Origin of the sequence: Duganella sp. Root1480D1, assembly GCF_001427305.1 — a bacterium.
Taxonomy (GTDB): Bacteria; Pseudomonadota; Gammaproteobacteria; order Burkholderiales; family Burkholderiaceae_D; genus Rugamonas.
The window spans coordinates 250,237-274,333 of record NZ_LMFZ01000023.1 but is presented as its reverse complement, the minus strand read 5'-3'; the positions used below and the strand labels follow the sequence as shown (position 1 = coordinate 274,333).

Sequence of the window (24,097 nt, the reverse complement as noted above, 5' to 3'; positions counted from 1 at the left end):
ATTTGTTTGATTTGAACCAATTGCAGAAGGCCGTGGTCGGCGCACGTCCGCATGGTGACTGGGTCGCAGCCTTATGCCAGGATGACGTCGGTCAGCGCACGCAATGCGTTGCCTACGCAGCGGAATTGTGCGGCTACCAGGGGCTTGAGCGCACACTGGAGAGCCTGCTGCCGGCATTCGATCTGGCCGGTTATGCCGAGATGTTGGGGCAAAACGTGCTTCTGGCACGCGATGCAGAAGGCAACTTGCACATCGTACTTGGGACTCCGCTCGACGCGGGCGTCAGCATCTGGTTGGCATCGCGCGGTTTGCAAGCGGACAGCATCGCCCTGGCTGACCCTTTGGCGCTGCGGGCTTACCTGGACTCCTTCGAATCGAATTTCAGTGCCGTGGCCGATGCGGTCGCTGGTGAGGAAAAGCAGAGCCTGGAACTGACGTCGGCGGAAGAGTTGACGCTGACAGCGATCCAAAGTGAGGGCAGCCCGGCGATCAAATTGGTAAACTCCACGGTGTTTGACGCCTTGCGTTACGAAGCGAGCGACATTCACCTGGAGACGGTACCGGGCGGGATGGTGATCAAGTTTCGCATCGACGGCGTCCTGACCCGGATCGCAGAGGTGAATAGTGCGGGGTTGGCGGAGCAAACCATCGCGCGCACCAAGGTCCTGGCCGAACTTGATATTGCGGAGAAGCGAATTCCACAGGATGGGCGCTTCCGCGTGAGTGCCAAGAGACGCGAAATCGATATCCGCGTCTCGATCATGCCCAGCATACATGGCGAAGACGCCGTGCTGCGCATCCTGGACAAGAAAGCGCTGACCGATTCGGTCCAGCGCCTCACGCTCAATTCGCTCGGGTTTGATGAGGACACGATTCGCTCGTTGCGCCGGCTGGCATCTGAACCTTATGGAATGATGCTGATCACTGGCCCCACCGGTAGCGGCAAGACTACAACGCTTTATGCGGCCCTTACCGAGGTCAATCGCGGTGAAGAAAAGCTGATCACCATTGAAGACCCGGTGGAATATCAGTTGCCGGGCGTTCTGCAAATTCCAGTGAATGAAAAGAAGGGCCTGACGTTTGCCGTTGGCTTGCGCTCGATCCTGCGCCATGATCCTGACAAGATCCTGGTCGGTGAAATTCGTGATTCCGAGACTGCGCAGATCGCTGTGCAATCGGCACTGACTGGACATATGGTCTTCACCTCGGTCCACGCCAATAATACCTTCGACGTGATTGGACGCTTCATGCATATGGGAGTTGATCCTTATAGCTTCGTCTCTTCCTTGAGCGGCGTTGTGGCCCAACGCCTGTTGCGCCAGAACTGCCCGCATTGCAGCGAACCAGTAGTGCCTGACGAAGAATTGCTGCGCGAATCGGGAATCAGCGATCCGCAAAACTATCGCTTCCGTGCCGGCCGCGGCTGCCAGCAGTGCCGTGATACCGGCTATCGTGGCCGTCGCGCAATTGCTGAAGTGCTGCGCCTGACAGATGAAATCCGCGAACTGATTATTGGCCGTGCCACCATTCGCGCCCTGAAGGCGCAGGCGCGCAGCGAAGGGACACGCTTCCTGCGCGACGTTGCGTTGGACCTTGTCCGCGCAGGACATACCACGTTGGAGGAGGCCAATCGTGTTACGTTTATTGCCTGAGCGCTTATATGCGGGTCTCTTTGGGGAACATGCATGGCTTGGGCGTGGCGCAACTAGCGAGCTTGCGCCTGTTCAGCTTCCGCCGCAGACAAGCTCCAAGCCATCTGAAATGCTTGAAGCATTACTGCAGGCTGCACCGCCACGTCGGCGTGCCGCCAAACTTTCGGTAATGTTGCCAAGTTTAGCCGTGCGATGCGTGAGCCTGCCCTGGAGTCCTGGCATCCATGGCGCGGAAGAAAAGCAGGCTTACGCGCTGGCCCATTTGGAACAGGCTGGGCTAAGCACCGACGACATGCACGTCGTACATGCAGAATTCCGGCATTTTGGGGCCCGAGGCTTGGCCTACGCGGTTCCGCGGCAGTTGCTCGATGAACTGCATGCTGTGGCGGCTCGCTATTCCCTCGATTTGACGACTGCGCTTCCAATCGGTGGCGTGGCTTATTTGGCGGCACGTCGCGCGCGCGGGGCAGGGGGCGAGCTGACTTTGGTGCTGGAAGAGAATGCAGTAAGCGCTTTGCTTATGGATTGCGTTGGCCTCCAGCGTTTCGATGCAGAGCCTGCCGTAGGGGGATATCGGCAGGCGTTGCGTCGCCTGTTGACGAGATTGGCTTCCGACTCCACCGAATTCAAAGGAATCACGTTGTGCGCGGATGCGGAGGATAAGGAGCTCGCGGGGATCGCAGGGGCATTTGCGACGCCGGTTTCGGTGCGACAAATTAAATCGCCGCAATGGCGGAGATTCCTATGATTGATTATGCCGTGATGCTGCGTCCGCGTGCTCGGGCGCGTGCCCTGGGCTATTTGATGGCCATATGTATGGCAATTGGTGCGTTGACGATTGGCCATGCGGGATATCTGGCGAACCGGGATGCAGAGGCGGTCATACGCAGCAACGAACATTTCCGTGCGCGGCAGGCCGCTGCGCGCCAGGAGCCGAGCCGGCAAGACGTAGAGTTCCGGCGTCAATGGACCCTGTTACAACAGGAGCGAGCCTTCCCTTGGGAGAGGGTATTCCGTGCTGCGGAGCGCGCCTCTGACCCTGAGATTGAACTACTCGAATTCCGGCCCGACCGACGTAAAGGAACGTTGGTGTTGAGAGGTGAGGGGCAGGCCGGAGAAAGCGTAATGCGCTACCTGGAGCGTCTTCAGGAGGATCCGGCCTTTTCACGAGCAATCCTTATACATACCTCCAAGCTAGAGCGTGGTCACCTGATTACGCGAGAATTCGAGCTACACCTCAACCTCGCGCCTGGACAGTTTGGCTTGCACTAACAATCACTTTTGTTGTTCAAGCGATACAGTTTCCAAAAAATAATCTCCATTATGGAAATGTTTGTTGCTGTCGAGTCAAGTGTATGGGAAGATACTCGTCGCAAAAAATTATTGTAAAAATAATCTTAACTCAATTCGCTGGAAAAATGCGCTTTTTGAAAAGTACACTGATCCTCTTGATCCTGGTAATTGGAAACGCGCAGGCGCAAACACACACTGGGCCTGTTCCGGTCGTAAGAATTCGCACTGGCTGGAGCGCGGATTTATTTACAGTTGATACCGGTCAAGCGCATATTAATCCGGCCAATTGCCCAAGTGCGGACGGTTATTACGCGTCGAGCGCAGATCCAGGTTATAAGACGTTTTATGCTGCTGCACTGTTGGCTTTCTCGATGGGGAAAAGCGTCTCCTTGTACATCAGTAACTTCCAGTGCACCGAGCAGAGACCTCGAATTATTGGTCTGATCATTGAAAAGTAAAGTCCATTCTGGCCTTTTGACTCTATACACCTTTTGAGGAAATTTTTGGTAAAGAATTGATGATGAAAACGACTTTCTTGACAACTGCCGCGATGCTTTTTGGTCTTGTGTCGCAGGTCAATGCTCAGGCGACCTATTTCAGCGAAGGCACGAAGACAATCGCTAAAATCGGAGCCCAAGGTACTAGCTTTTACGTTTATTTTGTCGAGTCGGTAGGTCAGAACTGCCTGAATGGAGTTCAGTATATTTCTCCGGATAAAAAAGGCCTTTATGTCCAACTTCTTGCCGCTAAGCTTACTGGTAAGCACATTAGTCGCGTCGACTACAGTCAGCCTGGAGGAAATGGGACCACATGTAACGTTGAATTGGTGGAAATCTCAGAATAATGGAGCATTTTTGGTTTTTTCGTTGAAAGAATAGAGTTTGTTTAGAGAAGTTGGGAATAGTTCATGATCCACCGCATTTCGATTCTGCTTGCCGCTGTGGCGGCCAGTTTTTTCTGTAATATCGCTTTTGCAGAGCCAACAACTGGGCCGGTAAAAATTCTGGAAGTCCGTCCATATAATGTGCAAGGTGCGCCTGGTGCAGTCTACGTTCGGATAGATCAAGTATCACTGTGCAATACGGATACCTATAAGATTGACCTTAGCTGGAGCGGTTCCAAAGAAATCCTGGCCACAGCTTTGTCTGCTTTAGTCGCGGATAAGCCTATCAAAGTGGAGGTTGCGAATTCGGGATGCGTGGGATTTGCGACACCAATCCAATCTCTCTACATTTTGAAGCAATAACATTCTTCCCTAGGTGAAGATTTAGTTGAAATAACGACTTAGAGTGGAAATAGTGGCACCGTTATTCAACTCGTCCAGCTTAGTTCCAATGCTCCAAGTGTCATTTCGAGGCGGATGGTTTGCGCCGCTCGATCTTCTATTTAATTTAACTCGCCCAGCTAGTTCAGCCATCGCATAGCGATGCGGAGAAAACAGTGTCTTCTGCGACGTCCAATTTTGTCATGTCCAATACCGTCACCCAACAGCAGCACGCGGCAACAGTAATTCACCAGAGTAGCAGAGGGTGGCTTAACTGGTTTGCCTTCCTGCTGCTCTGCGTGGCCTTGATGCTGACGAATTCGGCGCACGCGCAGGTCACATACTCGTCCCTGGAAGGGAAGAACGGCACAGTTGTAGCACCTGCTACGACGTTCAACGCCGGGATTAAAGGCTCTGTAAAGGCATCGCAGACCGCTGATGCAGTCAATACCGTCTACCTGTATCAAGAAGGTAAATCGACTGCATTGGCCATGCAGGAATTCCCGGTCAGCTTTACGACAAACGAAGTTCCGATCAATACGCAGCGCAGTTTCGATCTGTCGGCCGCGCTACCGCCGGGCACGTACCGGCTGTACGTCAACGCAACGACTGAAAAAGGAGCGCAAGGCAACTCGCCTATCTTTACGGTGACGGTGACTGCTCCAGTAGCGACTGGACCAAGTCCCGCCATCGTGGCAGCTGCAATGGATGCGATTTTCAACCTGCTGTTTGACGATGATTCGTCTACCCAAACGACGCCACCTGGAGGCGGAACGGGAGGAACAGGAGGCGCCGGGGGCACTGGCGGAACAGGCGGCACCGGCGGCACCGGCGGTGCAGGTTCAATCGAGCAGTTCTCGTTGGCGAATCTGTCGATTCCAAACCTGAACGACCCGGATGCCGGTAGCCTGCCGGGAGCATTGTCGGTCAGTCCAAATGGCACAGCAAGCTATTCGATGGCGCTCGCGGTGCCGCCAGGTACGGCTGGTATGGCGCCGCAGCTTTCTCTGAATTATTCCAGCGACGGCGGCAACAGTCTGCTCGGCCTCGGCTGGTCGCTTGGCGGAATGTCCCACATCCACCGCTGCGGCAAGACGGTCGCACAGGACGGTATCAACAGCCGGATTTCCTTCAACAACGGCGATCGCCTCTGCCTGGACGGACAACGACTGGTACTCGTAAATGCAGGTTTGTCGGACGCAAGCTATTGGGCTGACGGTGCCGAGTATCGTACTGAGATCGAGAGCTTCAATCGCATCACTTTGTTCAACAAGCCTGAAGGAATGACCTTCAAAGTTGAATCTAAAGACGGTCGCGTGACCACTTATGGCGGCGGCACCGCGACCGTGCAGGCCGTGGTCGGACCAGTTGCAAGCGGCGCTGAAGCACCTCAGCCTAATCTTGCTGCGAAACAGGGTGCGCAATCCTGGGCAATCGCGCGTGTTGTCGATCGGATCGGTAACTACATTAGTTACGAATATGCGCAAGACATGACCACTGGCGAGCATATACCGAGATATGTCCGCTACGGTGGTTCGGGCAAGGCGTCGCATGCGGCAGTGGAGTTTGTGCCTGAAGGCCGCACCGATGCATGGAAGCGCTATATCGACGAAACTCGCAATGATCTGCGTCAGCGCATTCGTACCATCCGCACTTATGTGGGGAGCAATCTGGATGGGGCGATGGTTACGGCCGACTCGCGCAGGGTGCACGAGTACAAGCTTGCATATGAGAACAGCCCAACGAGCGGACGCAGCCTGCTGTCATCGGTAAAAGCTTGTGCTTTGTCACCAATCGGTGGTGCCGAAGTCTGTCTCCAGCCGACTACTTTTAACTGGGGCAAACCTGCACCAGGCAAGACGCCAGGTTTTGTCAGCCGCGGCTTCTGGGCCGGCGCGCCGATCATGACCACGTACCGTCCCGACGATTGGACTGGTATCTTGTATGCCAAGATCCATTCGGAGTATTTTGCCTTTAGCGACTTCGATCATGATGGGTACGACGATGTACTTGAAAAGCGTGTTGTCTCGAAGAGTGGTGATGGAGATGTGGCCAACAATCCGCTTCCGCCATATACCAAATATTCGCAGTACCGCTATTTCCGTAACACTGGCAGCGGTTTTGCAGAATACAGTTATGGCCTGAACACCGGCGAACAATTTGTCGTAATGGATACTGGCGACTTCGATGGGGACGGTGCGCTCGATTTGCTGGTTTACACTAACCGCGCACAGATTTGTCTGTCTCCGCTTGGCAAGCCAGGCAACCTGGGAACCCCAGGTTCACGAATCACATTTACGTGTACTCCAGACCTGCCCGCAACGGGTTCTGAAGGAGCTACCACAACGCCATACGTTGCAGATATCTATGGCGAAGGCCGTGCTGCCCACTTTGCGCGCATGGGTTACACCGTTACACGCTGCGTACAGCATGGCTGCGAGGCCGTCACGCAAGTACCGAGCGTTCTCGGTGGCTGGCCTGACGATGATAGTTATCACATGTATTCGTATGTCACCCAAATGGTTGACTTCGCGGGCGTGGGTAAGCCTTATGACGTCCGTTGGTCGTGGATGTACGCTACGAAAACTTTGCAAGATGGCTCTGAAACGATCGAGTTGCCAAAGCCGGTTTGGGTGAATACAAAACCAATCATATCAATTTACGGTGCCGGTTTTGACGATAACCCAGTCAGCAACTACGTCTATCCATACGACTTCTACAAAGCCTCGACGGTTCCTATGCAGCTCGCCTATCGTTTCGATAAGCCGGCGGAAGGCGGACTGTTGACGGCAGATTTCAATGGTTCGGGCTACAACAGTTTGGCATTCGGGTATCTGCAGTTCGCGTATCCGAATGGTGTTCGTACCTATGACAAGGCTGAAATGACTCTTTGCCTGTCGACTGGTCGGGCCCTTGACTGTGGCGTGCGTCGTAAATATAGCGGTGCAGACTACCGTGTGATCCGGACTGTTGGCAATTTCGTTGGCGATGGCGCACCGGCTCTTTTGGTTGAGAAGATGAGTTATCCGGCTGGTCTGCAACCGTCCCCGACAGGTGAACTCGAAGTCTGCCGTGTGATGGGGGATGACACTACCAACGGCACAAGTGACGGCGACACTAACATGGTGTGCAACCCATGGGCAGGTCTGAATATGTCATATGGGCCTTATCAAGGCGTCGGCGGAAATACCTTCTACTTCATGGATTTGCTGGGCACCGGCCGCCCGCAAGTTGTGAAGTACCACAGCGGCTACGTCGTAAACAACCAGTGGGTTGAGGACGGACGCTGGGAAGTATTTGAACCAGTGGACGTTGCTGCAGATGGCGAAGCGCTTGACCGTTTAGTGAAAGTCACGAACGGCAATAAAGCAAGTAGCGCAGTTGAGTACGCTGATGCCCTGCCAAACGGGCTGGTCCCCAACCTGACCGACTCTAGCCTGGCTTATCCGATTCAGCCAATGCGTTCGCCGGAGAAACTGGTGCGTCGCATCAAGCTCGGCAACGGCGTCAGTGCAGATCGCACAGTGCGTTACGCTTATCGCGATGCAGCCACCGATGTGGCGGGACGTGGTGCCCTGGGCTTTGCCAGCGTCGAAGAAACCGATGAACAGACCGGGATCGTATCGACTACTACTTACCGTCAACAATGGCCTTTCACCGGCCAAGTTGCGAAGGTGGTCGTAGCCAATGGCAGCGTTGCGTTGATGAGCACTGTCAATGATGTTCGCTCGGTGGACTTGGTGCAAGCAAATGGTGCAACTACCAAGTTTGTTTATGTCAGCGATAGTTCAACGACGCGCCTAGATTTGTTTGGTGACCCGCTTGGCACCGTGGCAACTCATAATGAGTTCACACCAGACAATTGGGCGAATTTGAAGCGACAGGTCGTCACGTCGACTGGTGCTGGCAAAACCTTCATTACCACTGTCGACAACATCTTTAAGCCGGCCGATGCTAGTCGTTGGTTGTTTGGCCTGCTGGATGCTGCTACTACTACGCGTACCTCCGCCAAGGGTTCCTTAACCCGAACCGTCAAACACACCTATAACGACACGACAGGCTTGCCGGCGACCGACATCGTAGAACCTGGAGTGGAGAAGTACCAAGTAACCACTACCTACGACCGGAGCAACAATCCGTTTGGCCTCGCTGGTCTTGTGCGGCAGAGCTGGATTGACCCGGTGACGAAACTTGCGGTAAGCCGAGAAACGGTTACCGAATTCGAACCGAACGGACGGTATGCGCTAAAAGTCACCAAGAAAGTGGCGACCGGTAACGACCACGTCGAGAACCGTACCAATGATAACGGCAGCGGCGCTGTACTCACCCGGACCGACCTGAACGGCTTTACTACCACGTGGACAATCGATGGTTTCGGCCGTGTGCAAAAAGAACTGCGCCCCGACGGCAACGAAACTCGCGTCTATCAAAAGGTTTGCCAGACTAGCTGTCCGGCGGGGGCTTCGCTTGTTCGCATCTCGGAACAGTACAACGGCGGCGTTCGAATCGCTGTTCCAAAGATCGAGTTCAGCGACAGCATCGGTCACATCTTGCGCACGCAGACCTGGAGCATCGACGGTAGCGTCATTCTTGGCGAGCAAGACTATGACAATTTGGGTCGCGTGTGGCATGCATATCATCCACGTGACGCGGCAAAGCCTCGAAATTGGGCGAGCCGCACCGAATATGACATCCTGGGTCGGGTTAAGAAATACGTGACGCAGGACGAAGGTCGCTATGAGCGCGCTACAGAAACTGAGTTCAAGGGCCTTGCGGTTACGCGCACTAATGCGCGAGGGTTATCACGCACGGAAACCCGCGACGTGTTGGGGCAGATTGAAACGGTACTCGATCCTAATGGAAAAAACACGAAATTCGAATACGATCCATTCGGGAATTTGGCCAAGACGATCGACCCTAACGGCAACGCGATTATTGTTTCGTTTGACTTGTGGGGACGCAAAGAAAAACTGAATGACCCCGATTTGGGCTTAATCCAGTATACCGTCGATCCAGTCGGCCGGACTCGCGAGCAGTTCACGGTGCGTCAAGGAACCGGTAAAAAGACCCGAATGGATTACGATGCACTCGACCGCATGACGGCGCGTTACGAGCCCGCCATTTCGGCGACTGAGCCAGGACTGGAGAGCCATTGGGTGTACGATACGGCGGCCTTCGGCAAAGGCCAGTTGGCCGAAACCTTCACTGGCACGGAGACCGCGAAAGACTACTATCGTAGCCATAGCTATGATCCACTTGGCCGTCCGAAGCACAACATGCAGAAGATCGGCAATACGGAATATCGAAGTGAGCAGGTTTACGATACGGTCGGTCGTCTCAAAACTATTAGCCATTGGCGAGGCACTAGTACGCCAAAACAGTTCAGTCTGGAATACACCAACGCTGGCTATTTATGGAAAGTGCTGCGCGGAACACGGTCACTGTGGGAAGTGAAAGCGCAAGATGCGAGTCTGCGTCGAACCAAAGTCTTGTTGGGAAATGGCTTGGTCCAGTCACAAGACTTCGATGAATATTCTGGCCGATTCAAGGGAGCCAGCTTGCAATTGGGCTCGGCACCGCGTTTGACCGAGGGCTACGAATACGACGAGATCGCCAGCGTAAAAACTCGCAATCTGTATTGGGACACTAACGGTTTCCATGAAACCTTCACCTATGACAAATTGAACCGACTGGAAACCAGCACGGTTGGCACGGCGACTCAGGTATTTAAATACGATGACGCCGGTAACATGATCGAAAAGAGCGGCGCCATCTATGGCTACGACCTGCAGGGCGAAGGCAATCCACACCCTCATGCGGTGAAAAGTGTGACTGGTCTGGGTAATTACGGTTACGACGACAACGGTAATATGATCAGCACGCCAGCCGGTGGAATCGCCTGGACGTCGTTTAACATGCCGGCCCGCATTACAAAGGGTAGCACGTGGTCTACCTTTACTTATGGCCCGGAACATCAGCGTACCCGCCAGTCGCGCAGTGATGGCACAGAGGTCATATACGCAGGTGCCCAGGAAGTTGAGATTAAGGACAACAAGACTACTGTTAAGACCTATTGGCCAAACGGCCTGGGTGTTGAGATAGACAGGCCCGATATCGCGACCAGCGAGCTGAACTGGTCCCACAGGGATTGGCTGGGGAGCCCAGTGGCGTTGTCGAACGAAGTCGGCATTCTGCGCGACAGAATGGCTTTCGATGCATGGGGCAAGCGGCGAGGCTTAGATGGCGGTACCACGCTCGGGACGCAGAATTTTGCGGACAACAAAGGCTTTACCGGTCATGAGATGCTGGACCAGCTCGAGCTGGTGCATATGAACGGCAGGATTTATGATCCGGTGCTGTCGAAATTTGTTTCCCCAGATCCACACATTACCGACACGCTGAACGGCCAAAACTATAATCGCTACAGTTATGTGCTGAACAGTCCGACCAATTTTACCGACCCGACTGGGTTCGACTATGTCGAACAAGTCTGGGAAATGCGATGCTGGGCTTGCCGCGACCGTGACACTATCCGGAGACTGATGAATGAACTCAGTGCGAAAGCAAGTCAGCTCGCGAAAAATGGCGCGCGTGCCGTGCGGCGAGTCGCTCCTGCGGTTGTGAGAGGCACCGTTAAAGCGCTGCCCCGAGCAGGACGGTTTGCAGGCACAACTATCTTAGCTGGCGGTGGTCCCGAGGATCTCCCCGCGGATGTGATCGCTGGGGTCGGGGCAGGGATCATTATTGCTGCTGAGGTTTATCAGGAAATACAGGCTACTGGCGATGCCGAACCTCAGGATGCGTTGTCTGGTGATGCAAATGGTACAAACAGCGAAGCTGAAACTAAGCAGGACGGCCACAAGATACCTAATGATGAGTTGAAAGCCGCTCCTGATAAACGAGGGAATGCGCCGATCGGGGAAGATGGTCATCCGGTCGAGCTTCACCACAATGGGCAGAAGCCAGATAGCCCTTTAGATGAGATGACGCGAACTGAACATCGTGGAAAGGGTAATTTTAAGAATAATCACGACAATACAGGCCAAGAACCTTCTAAAATTGATCGCGGCAAATTCAACCAAGAGCGTCGTGACTATTGGAATAAGGAGTGGGACAGTGGACGTTTTAACGGATTTTAATGTTGAGTTTCGCGATGGTGCGAGTAGGCAGGTGCTTGTGGTTGATGATGATGGACGAGTTGCATACGCTTACTTAATGGCGGCTGACGGTAAAATATCTTCTGATGTTTGGTTATACAACCGATGTGCCGCGCCGATGGAGCCTGAATGGACGAGTCCTGAAAATATGCCATTTGCGAATCCCGTTGATTACGTGAACGGCGACTTGGAATTTTCATTGCCGACTCATCCAAGTCAATTGTCTGTTGAGTGGTCCATGCGTGGCGGGAAATCGTTTGCTCGGGTATTCGTAAGAGAGGGCCTTGTCGCTGAATTGACCGATGGCGCAAAGCCTGGGTGGTCATTGCTAGCAAAGAAAGATGGCCCATTAGCGAAGGTATTGGAGATTCCATGACTGTCATTGCGGAAGAAACTGCCATTGCCCTTAAAGGGGTGTGTTCCACGGACGTAGATTTATCAACACTAAGATCGCGATTTCCCCAAGGCTTAGCTCCAGATTGGCTAATTGTTGCCATGGGGGAATTTAGATTGGCTGGGGCTTCTCTTTCACTGACAGAGAATGATGATGAGTCTGGGATTGGCGCGGAACTCAAATGGCTCACGCCAATTCAGATGGTTTCTGAAGCCTTTGAAAGCGAACCAGGTCTATCAGTGATGGCAATGGGGTTGTTGCCGATAGCAGCCTGCGCAATTGGATCGGGTGACCCCTACTTTCTTGACTTAAGAACCATTACTGACGATCCACCTCTTGTGCGAGTGCTTCATGATTTCGTCGGTGTGGAAGGTAAGAGTTTCCCTCCTGAGGGTATTGAGGTGGTCAGTCAGCATCTGAGCGATTTTTTTGCAAAAGCAACGGTAAATTGACAGGCGACGGGGCCCCGGATCTGACATTCGGGCGCGGCCTCGGCTGTAGCGGCGGACAACCTGTCCGGCCGCTGCACAGTCCCGCCATGATTCGCGTCCGGTTCGTATCCCGTCGTATCCCATCGGCCACCAGCCGTATCCCATTTGTATCCCGTTCGTATCCTGTCGAAAAGGCCGCCCGGTAGCGGTGCGGCCGCTAGCGACGTCCCGCTCGGCCCGGTGCGGGGAGCCCCCGCGCCCCCGCCAATCTCTCACACATCACGCAACCTCCGGTCGCGGCGCAAAGCCGCGCTGCGGCTGGCTTTGCGCGTTAAACGCTACCGTCTTCTATGTTTAACGCTTTGCTGATGAATCTTGGTATTACCAAGATTTCGCGTGGTGGCGTTCGAGCGCAGGATAGGCTTTCGCCCCCACTTGTAATACAGCGTGTCCACGGCATCATTGGCCAGGTCGTCGATGCCGCCGGCCACGGCATTGCCCACTGAACCATCCCCGAACCCGTACACGATTCCATACACGATTTCATACACGATTTCATACACTGCCCACCCCGACAACCAGAGGACAGGATGAGAAGCGTACGGACGCGGCAAGCCGCGCCCATACGCCGCCGGCCGGCGTTCGGTGGCGTCGCCCCCATCACGCCGTCCAGCTCTTCACTGAACTCAGGGCGCAGCCCCGAGACCCAATCAAGCGGCCTTAGTGGAACATAAAGAGGTGCTGACGCTGCGGTCTGAAAACGGCCGCAAACCCGCATGGCGACTGGCGTTGCGTTGGCAGACAGCAAGCGCGGTCGGGCCGACTTTGGCAGCACGGGTGCTGACGCCTTGCGGTCCGCAGCCGACCGCCGACCGGGTGAACAAAGCGATTACAAAACGGTGCCGGCCGATGAACACGGCGATCACAAAACGGTGACATGCGGATCACAAAGGGGTTACATGGCGGTGACATCGGCCGGCGTGGCCAGGATGCGTCGCCGGCCATCGCCGCGCAGCCGGCGTGCCGTACAACCCCTCTCAGGCTTCTTAGTGGAACATAAAGGAACGCATACGCTGGTGTGCGAAATCGGCCGAGAACCCGCATGGCTGCTGGGTTTCTCGTGTAAGACAAAAGCCGCCTTCGACGGCGATTTGTAAGCGTCAACGCATACACGGATTTCGGCCGCGCCGCCGGCAGGCGGCCAGGATGTAGCAAACCGTTAGTGATTTGTTAGCCAGATGTTAGTGGATTGTTAGTTCGACCGGCACGGTGGAGGTGGCCGGTGCACAGCCATCTTCTTTTTAGTAGCTAAAAAGGCCCCGCAACCCCAGCGGCGTTTGCCGGTGGGTGGGGGCGCTGCTTGCGCTTGCCGCCAAGCTGGCGACTTACTTGTTGTTGGTCGTGCTGCGTGAATCCCAGCGCCGTGCCGAATGCTGGAGCACCATGCCGGACAGCACGGTGCGCACGGTTTGCTTCTCGTCCTCGGTGAACTCGCTGATGGCCTCGAACAGCAGCGCCATATCCTCGTCGGGGCCGCGTTCGCCCTCGCCGAACACCAGATCGTCAAGCCGCACATGCAAGACCTTGGCAAGTCGTATGAGGGCTTCTAAGGTTGGTTGCGCCGTCCCCGCCTCATACCTGCGAATCTGATTGACGTGCAGTTCGGCCGCGCTGGCCAGACTTTGCTGGGTCAGGTTCAGCGCTTTGCGCAATTGGATGAGTCTGGCGGGGAAGTGCATGGGAAGGAACCACACTGTAGCGATCTGCATACTCTACCCCCTGTTCTAAAAACTGTTTTACACAACAACAGTATAAGGTATTAAAATAAAACATGAAACGGTTATTGACAGGTTTTAGAGGGGAATCGAATGGCACGTATCCAGGAAGCAGAAATCGAGCGGCTAAAGGCGGAAGTGTCGCTGGTGCGGCTGGTGGAGGCGGCCGGCATCGAGCTGCGCAAGCAGGGCAAGGACTACGCCGGGCGCTGTCCGTTCCACGCAGACGGCACGCCCAGCCTGATCGTGACGCCATCTAAAAACCTGTTTCACTGCTTCGGCTGCGAGGCGGCCGGCGGGCCGGTGGACTGGCTGATGAAGTTCGACAAGCTGTCGTTCCGTGCCGCCGTTGAGCGCCTGCGCAGCGAACTGGGGCTGGGCACGACGCCGGCACCAAGCGCGCCGCTGGCCACGGGCAAGTTCAAGGCCGCGCCGTTGCCGCTGGCCGCCGACGCGGACGGCCAGGTCGCCATGCGCCAGGTGCTGGACTACTACCACGAGACCTTGAAGCAAAGCCCGGAAGCGCTGGCCTACCTGCAAACGCGGGGCCTGAACCATCCCGACCTGATCGAGCGGTTCAGACTCGGCTACGCCAACCGCACGCTGGGCTACCGCCTGCCGGCCAAGGCGTGGAAGGAAGGCCAGGAAGTGCGCGGCCGGCTGCAAGCCATCGGCCTGCTGCGCGAGTCCGGCCACGAACACTTCAACGGCTCGCTGGTCGTGCCGGTGATCGACCAGAATGGCGTGATCCACGAAGTGTACGGCCGCAAGGTGCTCAGCAACCTGCGCACCGGCACCGCCTACCACCTGTACCTGCCCGGCCCGCATGCCGGCGTGTGGAACGAGGAAGGGATCATTGCCAGCGGCGGCGAAGTGATCCTGTGCGAAGCGCTGATCGACGCCATGACGTTCTGGGTGCATGGTTTTAGAAACGTCACCGCCAGCTATGGCGCGGGCGGGTTCACGGACGACCACCTGGCGGCGTTCCAGCGGCATGGCGTCAAACGGGTGCTGATCGCCTACGACCGTGATGACGCCGGCAACCAGGCCGCCGACGCGTTGGCGAAGCGCTTGACGGCCGAGGGCATCGCCTGCCATCGCATCCAGTTCCCGAAGGGGATGGACGCCAACGAGTACGCGCTCAAGATGGCCCCGCCGGACAAGGCGCTGGCCCTGTTGATCCGCAAGGCTGAATGGATGGGGGAAGGCAAAGCGCCCCCGCCGACCAGCACGGCGGCCGATGGCCTGGCCGCCGCTTCTTCTTTAGCCGCCGATGTGGCACTCGATCCGTCCGCGCCGGCCGCCCCCGCCACGCCGGCCATCCCCGAACCGACGCTGGCCAGCCCGATGCCGCCCGCGCCGGCCACCGATACGCCGGTCGAGCAAAGCGATGCCGAACTGGTGCTGGCCTATGGCGAGCGGCGCTACCGTGTGCGCGGCTGGAAAAAGCCGCTGAACCCCGAGGCGCTGAAAGTGAACCTGCTGGTGTCGCGCGACGAGCGCTTCCACATCGACACCTTCGACCTGTACCAGGCCAAGGCGCGGGCGGCGTTTATAAAACAGGCCGGCATCGAGCTGGGCGAGGCCGAGGACGTGCTGAAACACGACCTTGGCCGCGTGCTGCTGAAATTGGAGGAACTGCAAACGGCGAATCTGCAAGCGGCGCTCAAGAAGGAGGACGCCGGGCCGGTCTTGACCGATGCCGAGCAGGCCGCCGCCCTGGAGCTGTTGCAGTCGCCCGAGCTGCTGGCGCGCATCCTGGCCGACTTCGACGCCTGCGGCGTGGTGGGCGAAGAGACCAACAAGCTGGTGGGCTACCTGGCCGCCGTGTCGCGCCAGTTGGACAAGCCGCTGGCGGTGCTGATCCAGTCGTCCAGCGCGGCGGGAAAAAGCTCGCTGATGGACGCGGTGCTGGCCCTGATGCCGGCGGAAAGCCAGGTGCGCTACTCGGCCATGACGGGGCAAAGCCTGTTCTACATGGGCGAGACGAGCTTGAAACACAAGATACTTGCCATTGCCGAGGAGGAGGGCGCGGCGCAGGCCAGCTACGCCTTGAAGCTGCTGCAATCGGACGGCCAGGTGAGCATGGCGTCCACCGGCAAGGACGCCACCACTGGCCTGTTGACGACCCATGAATACAAGGTGGAAGGGCCGGTGATGCTGTTCCTGACCACGACGGCGATCGACATCGATGAGGAACTGCTGAACCGTTGCGTGGTGCTGACGGTGAACGAGAGCCGCGAGCAGACCCGTGCCATCCACGCGATCCAGCGCAACCGCCAGACCCTGGAAGGCTTGCTGGCTGACGAGGACCGTGACGCGATCCTCACCCTGCACCGCAACGCGCAGCGCCTGCTGCAACCGCTGAAAGTGGTGAATCCCTACGCCGACCAACTCACCTTCCTGGACGACAAAACGCGCACCCGGCGCGACCACATGAAATACCTGTCGCTGATCCGCGCCATCACCTTCCTGCACCAGTACCAAAGGCCGATCCACACGGTGCAGCACCGCGGCAAGCAGGTAGCGTACATCGAGGTCACGCCGGCCGACATCAGCACCGCCAACCGGCTGGCGCACGATGTGCTGGGCCGCACGCTGGACGAGCTGCCGCCGCAAACGCGCAAGCTGCTGACAACCTTGCACGGCTGGGTCAAGGGCGAGGCCGAGCGGCTGGCGATGAAGCCGGGCGACTTCCGCTTTAGCCGCCGCCAGGTGCGCGAGCTGACCGGCTGGGGCGATACCCAGCTCAAGGTGCACCTGGCGCGGCTGGCCGAACTGGAATACGTACTGGCGCACCGTGTGGCCCGTGGCCAGGGGCTGGAATACGAGCTGGTGTATGACGGCGAGGGCGATGCCGGCGGGCGCTTCCTGATGGGCCTGGCCGACATGGCGCAGTTCCAGCAAAAGGGCAATGCGGACGCGGATACCTTGCCTTACGACGCGCAGCGGTCGGGGGTAACGGGCGAGCGGTCGGCCCCCGGTCGGGGTGTGGTCGGTGGCCGGTCGGGTGCTGGCCGGGGCGCTGAAATTGCCGTTCACGCCAGTGCCGATGCGGCTTACGGCGAAACTGATGGCGGCGACGCGCAGGACGCGCATCAGACGGTCTCGCACTTGCCGCCGTCGTACCGCAAACCAGCCGCGCCCGCCCTGGCCGGCGACGCCTGAGGCAGGCCGCCATGCCACGTAAAGGCCAATCCACCACCAAGCCAGTGATCGGCGACGTGCGCGACCGCGACAGCCTGTATCACCACCTGCAACGCTTCAACGCCTGGCAGGCCGAGAAGAACTACTCGGCCGCCACCGTCGAGGGCCGCGACACCTATATCCGCTACTTCCTGCTGTGGTGCGAGGAGCGCGGCCTGAACCGGCCGCAGGACATCACCAAGCCGATTCTGGAGCGCTACCAGAGATACCTGTTCCTGTACCGGAAGGAGGACGGCCAGCCGCTCACCACGCGCAGCCAGCACACCCGCGTCACGCCACTGCGCGCCTTCTTCAAATGGCTGGCAAGGCAAAACCACATCCTGTACAACCCGGCCAGCGACCTGGAGTTGCCCCGGCTGGAGCGCCGCCTGCCCAAGCACGTCTTGAGCATCAAGGAGGCGGAGACCGTGCTGGCCCAGCCCGACCTGGGCACGGCCACCGGTATCCGCGACCGCGCCATGATGGAGACGCTGTACAGCACCGGCATGCGGCGCATGGAGCTGATCGGGCTGCACCTGCACGACGTGGATGCCGACCGAGGCACGGTGATGATCCGCCAGGGAAAAGGCAGAAAGGACCGCATGGTGCCCATTGGCGAACGCGCCCTGGAGTGGATCGCCAAGTACCGCGACGACGTGCGGCCAGAGCTGGCCATCGGCGGCGACGACGGCACGCTGTTCCTGTCGAACCTGGGCGAGTCGTTCACGCCGAACCGGCTCACGCAACTGGTGCGCGACCACGTGAACGCGGCCAAGCTGGGCAAGACCGGCGCCTGCCACCTGTTCCGCCACACGATGGCGACCCTGATGCTGGAGAACGGCGCCGACATCCGTTTTATACAAGCCATGTTGGGCCACGCCAACCTGAACACCACGCAGATTTACGCCCAGGTCAGCATCCGCATGCTCAAGGACATCCACACCGCCACCCATCCGGGGCGCGTGATCGCCGCCGGCCAGGCCGGGCAGGGCGATGCCGGCGACGCCATTGAGCGCGACGCCTTGCTGGCCATGCTGGACGCCGAAGCCGGCGAGGAGGATTAAACATGGACCGCACCGTGTACCTGGCATTCGATCTGCCGGCCGACGAGGCGCTGGCGCTCGCGCAGTTCCTCAAGCGGGTCGGCCTGGACGACTACCGCCGGCTCGCCGTTGACCCCGACGAGGCGTGGACCATGCTGGAAGCCGGCGAGCGCGTGCGCAAGGCGCTGGCCGACGCCGGCTATGCGCCGCGTTGACCATGGATGCCTTGACACGGCGCTACCGCGAGCGCGGCGGCCTCGATAACCTGATCCTGGTTGGCTTGCCGGCAGTGACGCCGGGCATGGTAAGAGTGGCGAGGATCGGCGAAGACTGGCAGGCGCATCCCGAGCTGGTTTGGCAGGTCTGGCCCAACGACCTGGAACCAATGGACGCCTCCCCGGACAGTGAGCCGCAGCCTTAGCCCAGCCGAACATGCCGGCCATCCATCGAACGCGCTGACACCTCGCCCGCCTGGCGGCATACGCACATCGCCACCGGCCGCCGGCACTTCCCAGAATTTGCACGTCCGCTAACATTGCGCATATCCACGCTGATATACTGCGCCGGATTGCTGGCCGCTGATAGAACAAAAACTGCATTAGGGGGTCTCGCTCCGCAAAATGGCGATTGCAGCCTGCGCATGGCGCGGGAAGCCGCATGGATGCTGGGGTTCAAGCGTTTCGGTACGGCGGGACGCGGTGGGGTTCTCTGTTGGTACAGACGAAGGGGTAGTCAGTACAGACAAAGAGGGGAAAAAGCAACCACCAAATCCAGATGGGCAGAACGGAAAACAAGACCATAAAGACAAGGTAAAGGAATTGGTCGAAAAAGCAGAAAGTGAAGCGCAGGATGGCGAAACCGTATTAGAAAATAGGAAGGTGCGGGGACATGATTCGAATCGTAAGCCTGACGTTCAAATTGTGGATAAGGAAGGAAATACGAGAAAAATCTTTGAGGCAGAGCGAAAACCAACTTCCAAGCGTAACATTCTCCGCGAGGCAGAGTATGATAGGTTGGGCATCCCTCACGAAACGCATGGATTGAAATGAATGGCTGAATTTAACTTATTTTGCACAGAAAAGGACCTTGTTACGTTACTTTATGAGGCTCTTGAAAATGGCTGTAAAGTTCAGTGGAAGATTCCATTACCAACCCCTTCGGCTAAATATTGCACATCGTTCGATGAAATATCGGCTGCTGTGTTGGCGGGTGGGCATGCTTTTTTGCTTGAACACGAATCATTTACCAAGTACCCCGTGTCGTTACTTGAATACGAAAGGGAAGGCATGAAATATTGGACGGCTAGGGCCGCCGAAGGTGGGCCGGTGATTGAGATACATTTCTTCTTTCCATTTGTAAAGAACGGGGTGTCTGTTATTCCGTGTTCGTTAATTAGCTTTCTTGATCGCATCGAAAATCCTGCAACTGGAGAACGTGAAATGTCAGGCGATGCAATCAAACGTTATTACGCGGGTTTCGTTAAACCAATTCGCAAGGGATCTCGCCGAGTTTCTTCAGGAAAGAGAGTTGCCTACGTTACAAATAACGCCGACGATATGTTGAAAGAAGGATGGCATTTGGCAACCCCTTATTCGGGTTGATTTGATGAATGAGCACGGTTTTGACTATTTCAAACCAAATTTTACGAACTGTTGGAATAAGCACCGGGCAAGGATCAGTGACCGCAACTTCCTGAAGGTGTTGGCGACAAAATAGTAAGACGGATCAAGCCCTCAACGACCTCAAGGGCATGAATAGCCTTGGTCCCGGTGAAATAAAGAAACTCAGCCTAGGCGTTGTTGAGAAACCTCCAGCGAAACCCGCCGCGGATGTCATGACGACGACCGGCATGGGAAAGCAGGAAAGGACGAGGATCGAGGTGCTCGCGCTGAAGTGGGCGCGATTGCAGGCAGTCTAGGCGCTCGGTGTGCGGTGTGGAAGGCAAAGGCTATGCATGATCCGTTCGTGCTACACGGCACGCGCCTTGCGGCGCTTGTCGCTTCGGTTCGCCGTCTGCCGCCAACTTATTCATTGCACATTTAGGACGCATCGGCGGTCAGCGCCTGAGTCGCAACATCGGTCGCCGCAGCGCCATCGAGTCCGCGAATAGGCACATGACCAATGACGGTGGATTGCGGCGGAGTTGGTTGAAGTGGGTCGATGGCTATGCATTTCATACGTTGCTGTTCGGCGGCCGTCACAACTTCGCATGATCCTTTGGCAGCTGCGATTTCCATCGGCTTGGATCGTCGCATGCCTGTCATCGCGGTCCGATCTTACTGTCGAGCTGCAGCACCTGATGCTACCAGCTCCCGGCTGATTGTGATTTATAGCGCTCTGTACTTAACGCTCTGTACTTAATTGCGGCTTCTCCTTTGGCTGCGAACATAGCAACTGCAATCCGGTTTCCTTAGCGAGTTGGAACCAGATAGATCCCTGAGCGCAATGCCTAAGGCTCGACGGATTAGGAAAGGCGTAACAGGGAGACGACGCGGTCGCGGTTGATGCCGACCAGGGCGGAGGTGAGGGAGACCAGGGCGGAGTAGCCGGGCTCGTTGGCGACGTTGGCGAAGACTTCGGCCATCTGGCCCATGCCGGCGACTTCGATTTCCGGCAACTCGCTTTGCACGCGCTGGCTGGCGGCGGCGAGTTCCTGGCGCACTTTCGACAAGGCGGCTTCGACGTGGGCCAAGGCTTGCGTCACTTGCTGCAGCGTGGCGCGCATCGATTCGATGTCGCTGGTGCCCCAGCCTTCGGGCACCACGGCCGGTGCTTCGGCGTCGGCCTTGATGCGGTTGAGCTGGCCCGCCGGGAAGCGGATGCCGGAACCTTGCACGGCCAGCGAATCGCGAATGCCGGGCCAGGCGCTTTCCGGCGCTGTGAACACCAGCTCGCCATCCTTGTTGACCGATACGCGCACCCCGGCCGGCGCCATGGCCTGGTCGAAGCGGGAAACGATTTCGCCGTCGGACAGGCCGGGCGCCAGGTGCACCGAACGCAAGCCCGCGGTGCCGCCGCCGACCGAGATGGCCAGGGTTTCACGGGCGCCGTTGCGCAGGTTGGCCAGCGTCATGCCGCGCACTGTGAAGCGCTGGGTCGATGGCTGGTTGGAGTAGTTCAGTTGCGCGTCGAGCGTTCCGCCGGAGGCTTGGGTGCGGTTGCGCCAGGTTTCGCTGAATTGGCGCACGCGTGCTTCTACCTGGCCGTCGCGCATATTGCGCGTGGTGAGCTTGGCGGCGAGGTCGGTTTTCAGCGCGCGCAGCTGGGCGGCTGTCTGTTCGAGGAAATCAATTGCTTGCTGGGCGCCCGAGACGTCGTTTTGCAGCGGGGCGTCCATATTGCTCAGGCCGCGGCGCAGCGGCGCGGGCGCCTTGCTGGCTGCAGCCTGGTCGATCGCCGCGCCAGCGTCCCCCAGCGCCGTCTCGGCCTGGCCTGGCGCCGGATTGGCGGTGGCGCGGGCGGAGGGGCCGGTTGTGCTGGGGCGCTGGGCGATTTCCATGATATTTACAGTACGTTAAACAGCGACAGTCCGCTGACCTTCGAATAGGCCTGGTAAGTCGCTTGTAGGGCGCTATTGTAACCAGACAGCTGGGTGGCCGCGAGGCCGTAATCCAATTGGGCGATATCGGTGATCGCGATCTTGTTCGAAAGGCTGACGTTGCCGTGGTTGTTGGCCAGGGTTTCCATCACGTTCTGGGCGCCGCCAAATTGGGCGATCTTGCCCGAAATCAGGCCCAGCGCGGTGTCGGTGCCGTCCAGCGCGGTTTTCAGCACCCCTTGCAGCACGGGGTCGTTGGCGTCCACGGTTGGGCTGCTCAGCATGCTGATCGCCACGTCGAGCTGGTTCAGGTAGGTGTCCATGCCTTGCACGGTGACGTTGGCGGGCTGGGTGATGCCATTGCCGACCACCACTTCCTGGGTGCCGTTATTGCCGCTGTAGCTATAGCGCGAGCCGGGCGCGGCGGCGGCGTTGAGGGTCAGCGCCGGGGTCGAGGTCAGGGTGCCGGAGAAGATGAACTTGCCTTCCTGGTCCTTGGTATTGCCATTGAAGTACAGCGAATCGCGCAGCGCCACCAGGCTGTTGACCATCGAGTTCAGGTCGGCCGGCGTGTTGGACCCGTCGGAGGCCCAGACGAACAGGTCGCGCGCGGCGCCCATGTCGTCCACCATCGAGCTCAGGTAGGTTTCGTTCTTGGACAGGCGGATCTTGACCGAATTGATGTTGTCGACGTACTGGCTGACGATGTTTTCTTCGCGGCGCAGGCGCGACAGCCGCACATTGGCGATCGGCTCGTCGGACGGCACATGGATCTTGTTGCCAGTGGCCATTTGCTCGGTCAGCTTGGCGATCACCGTCTGGTTGATCTGCAGCGAGCGGTTCATGGATGCCTGGAACTGGCTGGAGGCGATACGCATTTCAATAATCCTCAGAACAAGGCCAAGGTGGCGTCAAACAGGGTGTTGGCAACGGCGATCACCTTCATGTTCGCCTGATACATATTTTGGAACTCGACCAGGTTGATCGCTTCTTCGTCTTTGTTGACGGAGCTGGTCGCGGCCCAATCGTCTTCCGATTGCTGGCGGATGGTGGTGGCGGTATCCAGCAGCGACTGGTTCTGGCCGCTGTCGATGCCCAGTTTGCCCACCAGTTGGGTGTCGGCATCGCCAATCAGCACCGTGCCGATCGAAGTCAGGGTGATCGGCTGGCCCTTGATGGCGATCAGGTCTTGCAGGTTCTTGCTGTCGCCAGGCGCGCCGTTGGACGAGAATGCCAGGTCCTGGGCCTGGATGCCTGGGACCAGACCGAGGATGCCGCCGGCGCCCGTTGCATTAAAGGCGAACAGGGCAGTGCCTGGGGTGGCGGTCGGAGGCGGGCCTGGCAGGCCGTCTGGCTTGTAGCCGGCGGCCAGCGTGGTATTGACCTTGGTGGCGAGCTGGTTGGCCATGTCGAGCAGCGACTGCTGCAGCGGTTGCAGGGTGTTCTTTTCAAAGTCGCCAATGCCGCCGAGCTGGCCGCCGACCTTGGTGTCGTCCAGGCCGAAGGTGGTGCCGGCAAACTTCAGTTCCAGCGAGGCGGGGGTGGTCGACGGGTTCATCGACAGGGTGCCGGCCAGGTTGCCGACCACCAGCGGCTGGCCGCTGCGCAGGGAAACGCTGCGGGTGCCGTCCGGCTGTTCCAGCACTTCCACCGAAACCAGGTTGGCCAACGAATCGATGGCGCGGTCGCGCTCGTCGACCAGGGCCGAGGTATTGGTGCCAAGCGAGCCGGCCTGGATAATGCGGTTGTTCAGGGCGGCGATATTGGCGCTCAGGGTGTTCAGCTGCGGCAGCATGGCGTCGCGCTGCTGCGTGATCGACACTTGCTGCTGTCGCGTGACGTTGTAAATACTGTTAAACGATTGCGCCATGGCGTTGGCAGCCGTCAGCACCTGCTGGCGCAGCGGGGTCGATACCGGGTCGACGCCAGCCGCGTTCAGGGCGCGGAAGAACTGGTCGACGCCATTCGACAGGCTGGTCTGTTCGTCGCCCATCACGCGCTCGAGCTGCGTGAAGTATGGCTGGGTCTGGGTGCGCGAGCCGAGTTCGGAGTTGGCGCGCCACAATTGCTGGCTCTTGTACGAGTCGGAGAAGCGGATCAGCTTGCTAACTTCAACGCCGAAGCCGGGGCCGCCGGAACCGGTGGCGGGGGCGACCGCCGACAGCAGCACACCCTGGCGGGTATAGCCCTTCGTTTGCAAGTTTGCAATGTTCTGGCTGGTCGTATTGATGGCGGCTTGGGCGGCCAACGATCCGGACAGTGCATTGTTGATAATCGACATGGTGCAATCTTCCCTTAGACTGGGCCGTTGCTCAATGGCATCTTGGCCCGTTAACGAGTAAAGGCGACCGCGCCAATGGGGAG

The 24,097-nt window shown here is 58.0% G+C and carries 22 protein-coding genes; 16 read left to right on the top strand and 6 right to left on the bottom strand.

Annotated features, from left to right (window positions below):
- The first annotated feature begins 2 nt into the window (after window positions 1–2).
- The 9 genes from ASD58_RS31380 (at window position 3) to ASD58_RS31370 (ending at window position 12,212) form a co-directional block, all read left to right on the top strand.
- Entirely contained in the window at window positions 3–1,652 is a 1,650-nt protein-coding gene (locus tag ASD58_RS31380; RefSeq protein WP_057262843.1) for a GspE/PulE family protein, read from the top strand.
- On the top strand, window positions 1,633–2,400 hold the full coding sequence (locus ASD58_RS19355) for a hypothetical protein (RefSeq protein WP_156401372.1): 768 nt from the start codon (window positions 1,633–1,635) through the stop codon (window positions 2,398–2,400). The genes ASD58_RS31380 and ASD58_RS19355 overlap by 20 nt, the downstream gene beginning before the upstream one ends.
- A complete protein-coding gene (locus ASD58_RS19350) occupies window positions 2,397–2,924 on the top strand; it encodes a hypothetical protein (protein ID WP_057262841.1) in 528 nt (175 codons plus the stop codon). Before ASD58_RS19355 ends, ASD58_RS19350 begins: the two co-directional genes overlap by 4 nt.
- A 146-nt stretch (window positions 2,925–3,070) precedes the next feature.
- Window positions 3,071–3,403 carry a hypothetical protein gene (locus ASD58_RS19345; protein ID WP_229210025.1) on the top strand — a complete coding sequence of 111 codons (333 nt, stop codon included), beginning with the start codon at window positions 3,071–3,073 and terminating at the stop codon, window positions 3,401–3,403.
- A 59-nt stretch (window positions 3,404–3,462) separates the two neighbouring features.
- Complete coding sequence (locus tag ASD58_RS19340; protein ID WP_057262839.1) at window positions 3,463–3,789, top strand: hypothetical protein; 327 nt, start codon at window positions 3,463–3,465, stop codon at window positions 3,787–3,789.
- Window positions 3,790–3,852: 63 nt separating this feature from the next.
- Window positions 3,853–4,191: a hypothetical protein gene (locus ASD58_RS31375; RefSeq protein ID WP_156401371.1), complete on the top strand. Its 339-nt coding sequence runs from the start codon at window positions 3,853–3,855 to the stop codon at window positions 4,189–4,191.
- A 194-nt stretch (window positions 4,192–4,385) separates the two neighbouring features.
- Window positions 4,386–11,348: an HNH/ENDO VII family nuclease gene (locus ASD58_RS19335; RefSeq protein WP_156401370.1), complete on the top strand. Its 6,963-nt coding sequence runs from the start codon at window positions 4,386–4,388 to the stop codon at window positions 11,346–11,348.
- Complete coding sequence (locus ASD58_RS30640; protein ID WP_200951633.1) at window positions 11,326–11,742, top strand: hypothetical protein; 417 nt, start codon at window positions 11,326–11,328, stop codon at window positions 11,740–11,742. The genes ASD58_RS19335 and ASD58_RS30640 overlap by 23 nt, the downstream gene beginning before the upstream one ends.
- The gene (locus tag ASD58_RS31370) at window positions 11,739–12,212 is read left to right on the top strand and encodes a hypothetical protein (RefSeq protein WP_156401369.1); all 474 of its coding nucleotides are present in this window, start codon (window positions 11,739–11,741) and stop codon (window positions 12,210–12,212) included. Before ASD58_RS30640 ends, ASD58_RS31370 begins: the two co-directional genes overlap by 4 nt.
- 317 nt (window positions 12,213–12,529) lie before the next feature.
- Here the strand turns inward: ASD58_RS31370 and ASD58_RS19330 are convergent, their stop codons facing one another.
- Window positions 12,530–12,754: a hypothetical protein gene (locus ASD58_RS19330; RefSeq protein WP_156401368.1), complete on the bottom strand. Its 225-nt coding sequence runs from the start codon at window positions 12,752–12,754 to the stop codon at window positions 12,530–12,532.
- 160 nt (window positions 12,755–12,914) lie between these two features.
- Between ASD58_RS19330 and ASD58_RS31685 the strand changes: the two genes are divergently transcribed.
- Entirely contained in the window at window positions 12,915–13,127 is a 213-nt protein-coding gene (locus tag ASD58_RS31685) for a hypothetical protein (protein WP_162253036.1), read from the top strand.
- 449 nt (window positions 13,128–13,576) lie between these two features.
- Here ASD58_RS31685 and ASD58_RS19325 read toward each other — a convergent pair whose 3' ends face one another.
- Window positions 13,577–13,960: a helix-turn-helix domain-containing protein gene (locus ASD58_RS19325; RefSeq protein ID WP_057262836.1), complete on the bottom strand. Its 384-nt coding sequence runs from the start codon at window positions 13,958–13,960 to the stop codon at window positions 13,577–13,579.
- Between the two features lie 99 nt (window positions 13,961–14,059).
- Between ASD58_RS19325 and ASD58_RS19320 the strand changes: the two genes are divergently transcribed.
- From ASD58_RS19320 to ASD58_RS31360, 6 genes are all read left to right on the top strand, one after another.
- Complete coding sequence (locus ASD58_RS19320) at window positions 14,060–17,134, top strand: CHC2 zinc finger domain-containing protein (protein ID WP_082565531.1); 3,075 nt, start codon at window positions 14,060–14,062, stop codon at window positions 17,132–17,134.
- 11 nt (window positions 17,135–17,145) lie between these two features.
- The gene (gene xerC / locus ASD58_RS19315) at window positions 17,146–18,216 is read left to right on the top strand and encodes a site-specific tyrosine recombinase XerC (protein ID WP_057262835.1); all 1,071 of its coding nucleotides are present in this window, start codon (window positions 17,146–17,148) and stop codon (window positions 18,214–18,216) included.
- A 2-nt stretch (window positions 18,217–18,218) separates the two neighbouring features.
- Entirely contained in the window at window positions 18,219–18,410 is a 192-nt protein-coding gene (locus tag ASD58_RS19310; RefSeq protein WP_057262834.1) for a hypothetical protein, read from the top strand.
- Between the two features lie 2 nt (window positions 18,411–18,412).
- A complete protein-coding gene (locus tag ASD58_RS19305; protein WP_057262833.1) occupies window positions 18,413–18,616 on the top strand; it encodes a hypothetical protein in 204 nt (67 codons plus the stop codon).
- 199 nt (window positions 18,617–18,815) lie between these two features.
- The gene (locus tag ASD58_RS31365) at window positions 18,816–19,244 is read left to right on the top strand and encodes a hypothetical protein (protein ID WP_156401367.1); all 429 of its coding nucleotides are present in this window, start codon (window positions 18,816–18,818) and stop codon (window positions 19,242–19,244) included.
- Window positions 19,245–19,796: a hypothetical protein gene (locus tag ASD58_RS31360; RefSeq protein WP_156401366.1), complete on the top strand. Its 552-nt coding sequence runs from the start codon at window positions 19,245–19,247 to the stop codon at window positions 19,794–19,796. It abuts the gene before it with no gap.
- Window positions 19,797–20,234: 438 nt separating this feature from the next.
- Here ASD58_RS31360 and ASD58_RS31355 read toward each other — a convergent pair whose 3' ends face one another.
- The 4 genes from ASD58_RS31355 to flgK form a co-directional block, all read right to left on the bottom strand.
- A complete protein-coding gene (locus ASD58_RS31355) occupies window positions 20,235–20,432 on the bottom strand; it encodes a hypothetical protein (protein ID WP_156401365.1) in 198 nt (65 codons plus the stop codon).
- Between the two features lie 227 nt (window positions 20,433–20,659).
- Window positions 20,660–21,694 carry a hypothetical protein gene (locus ASD58_RS19300; RefSeq protein WP_057262832.1) on the bottom strand — a complete coding sequence of 345 codons (1,035 nt, stop codon included), beginning with the start codon at window positions 21,692–21,694 and terminating at the stop codon, window positions 20,660–20,662.
- 5 nt (window positions 21,695–21,699) lie between these two features.
- Window positions 21,700–22,611 carry a flagellar hook-associated protein FlgL gene (flgL, locus tag ASD58_RS19295; RefSeq protein WP_057262831.1) on the bottom strand — a complete coding sequence of 304 codons (912 nt, stop codon included), beginning with the start codon at window positions 22,609–22,611 and terminating at the stop codon, window positions 21,700–21,702.
- 11 nt (window positions 22,612–22,622) lie between these two features.
- Window positions 22,623–24,014 (bottom strand): flagellar hook-associated protein FlgK, encoded by a 1,392-nt coding sequence (flgK, locus tag ASD58_RS19290; protein WP_057262830.1) that lies wholly within the window; start codon window positions 24,012–24,014, stop codon window positions 22,623–22,625.
- Window positions 24,015–24,097 lie beyond the last annotated feature (83 nt).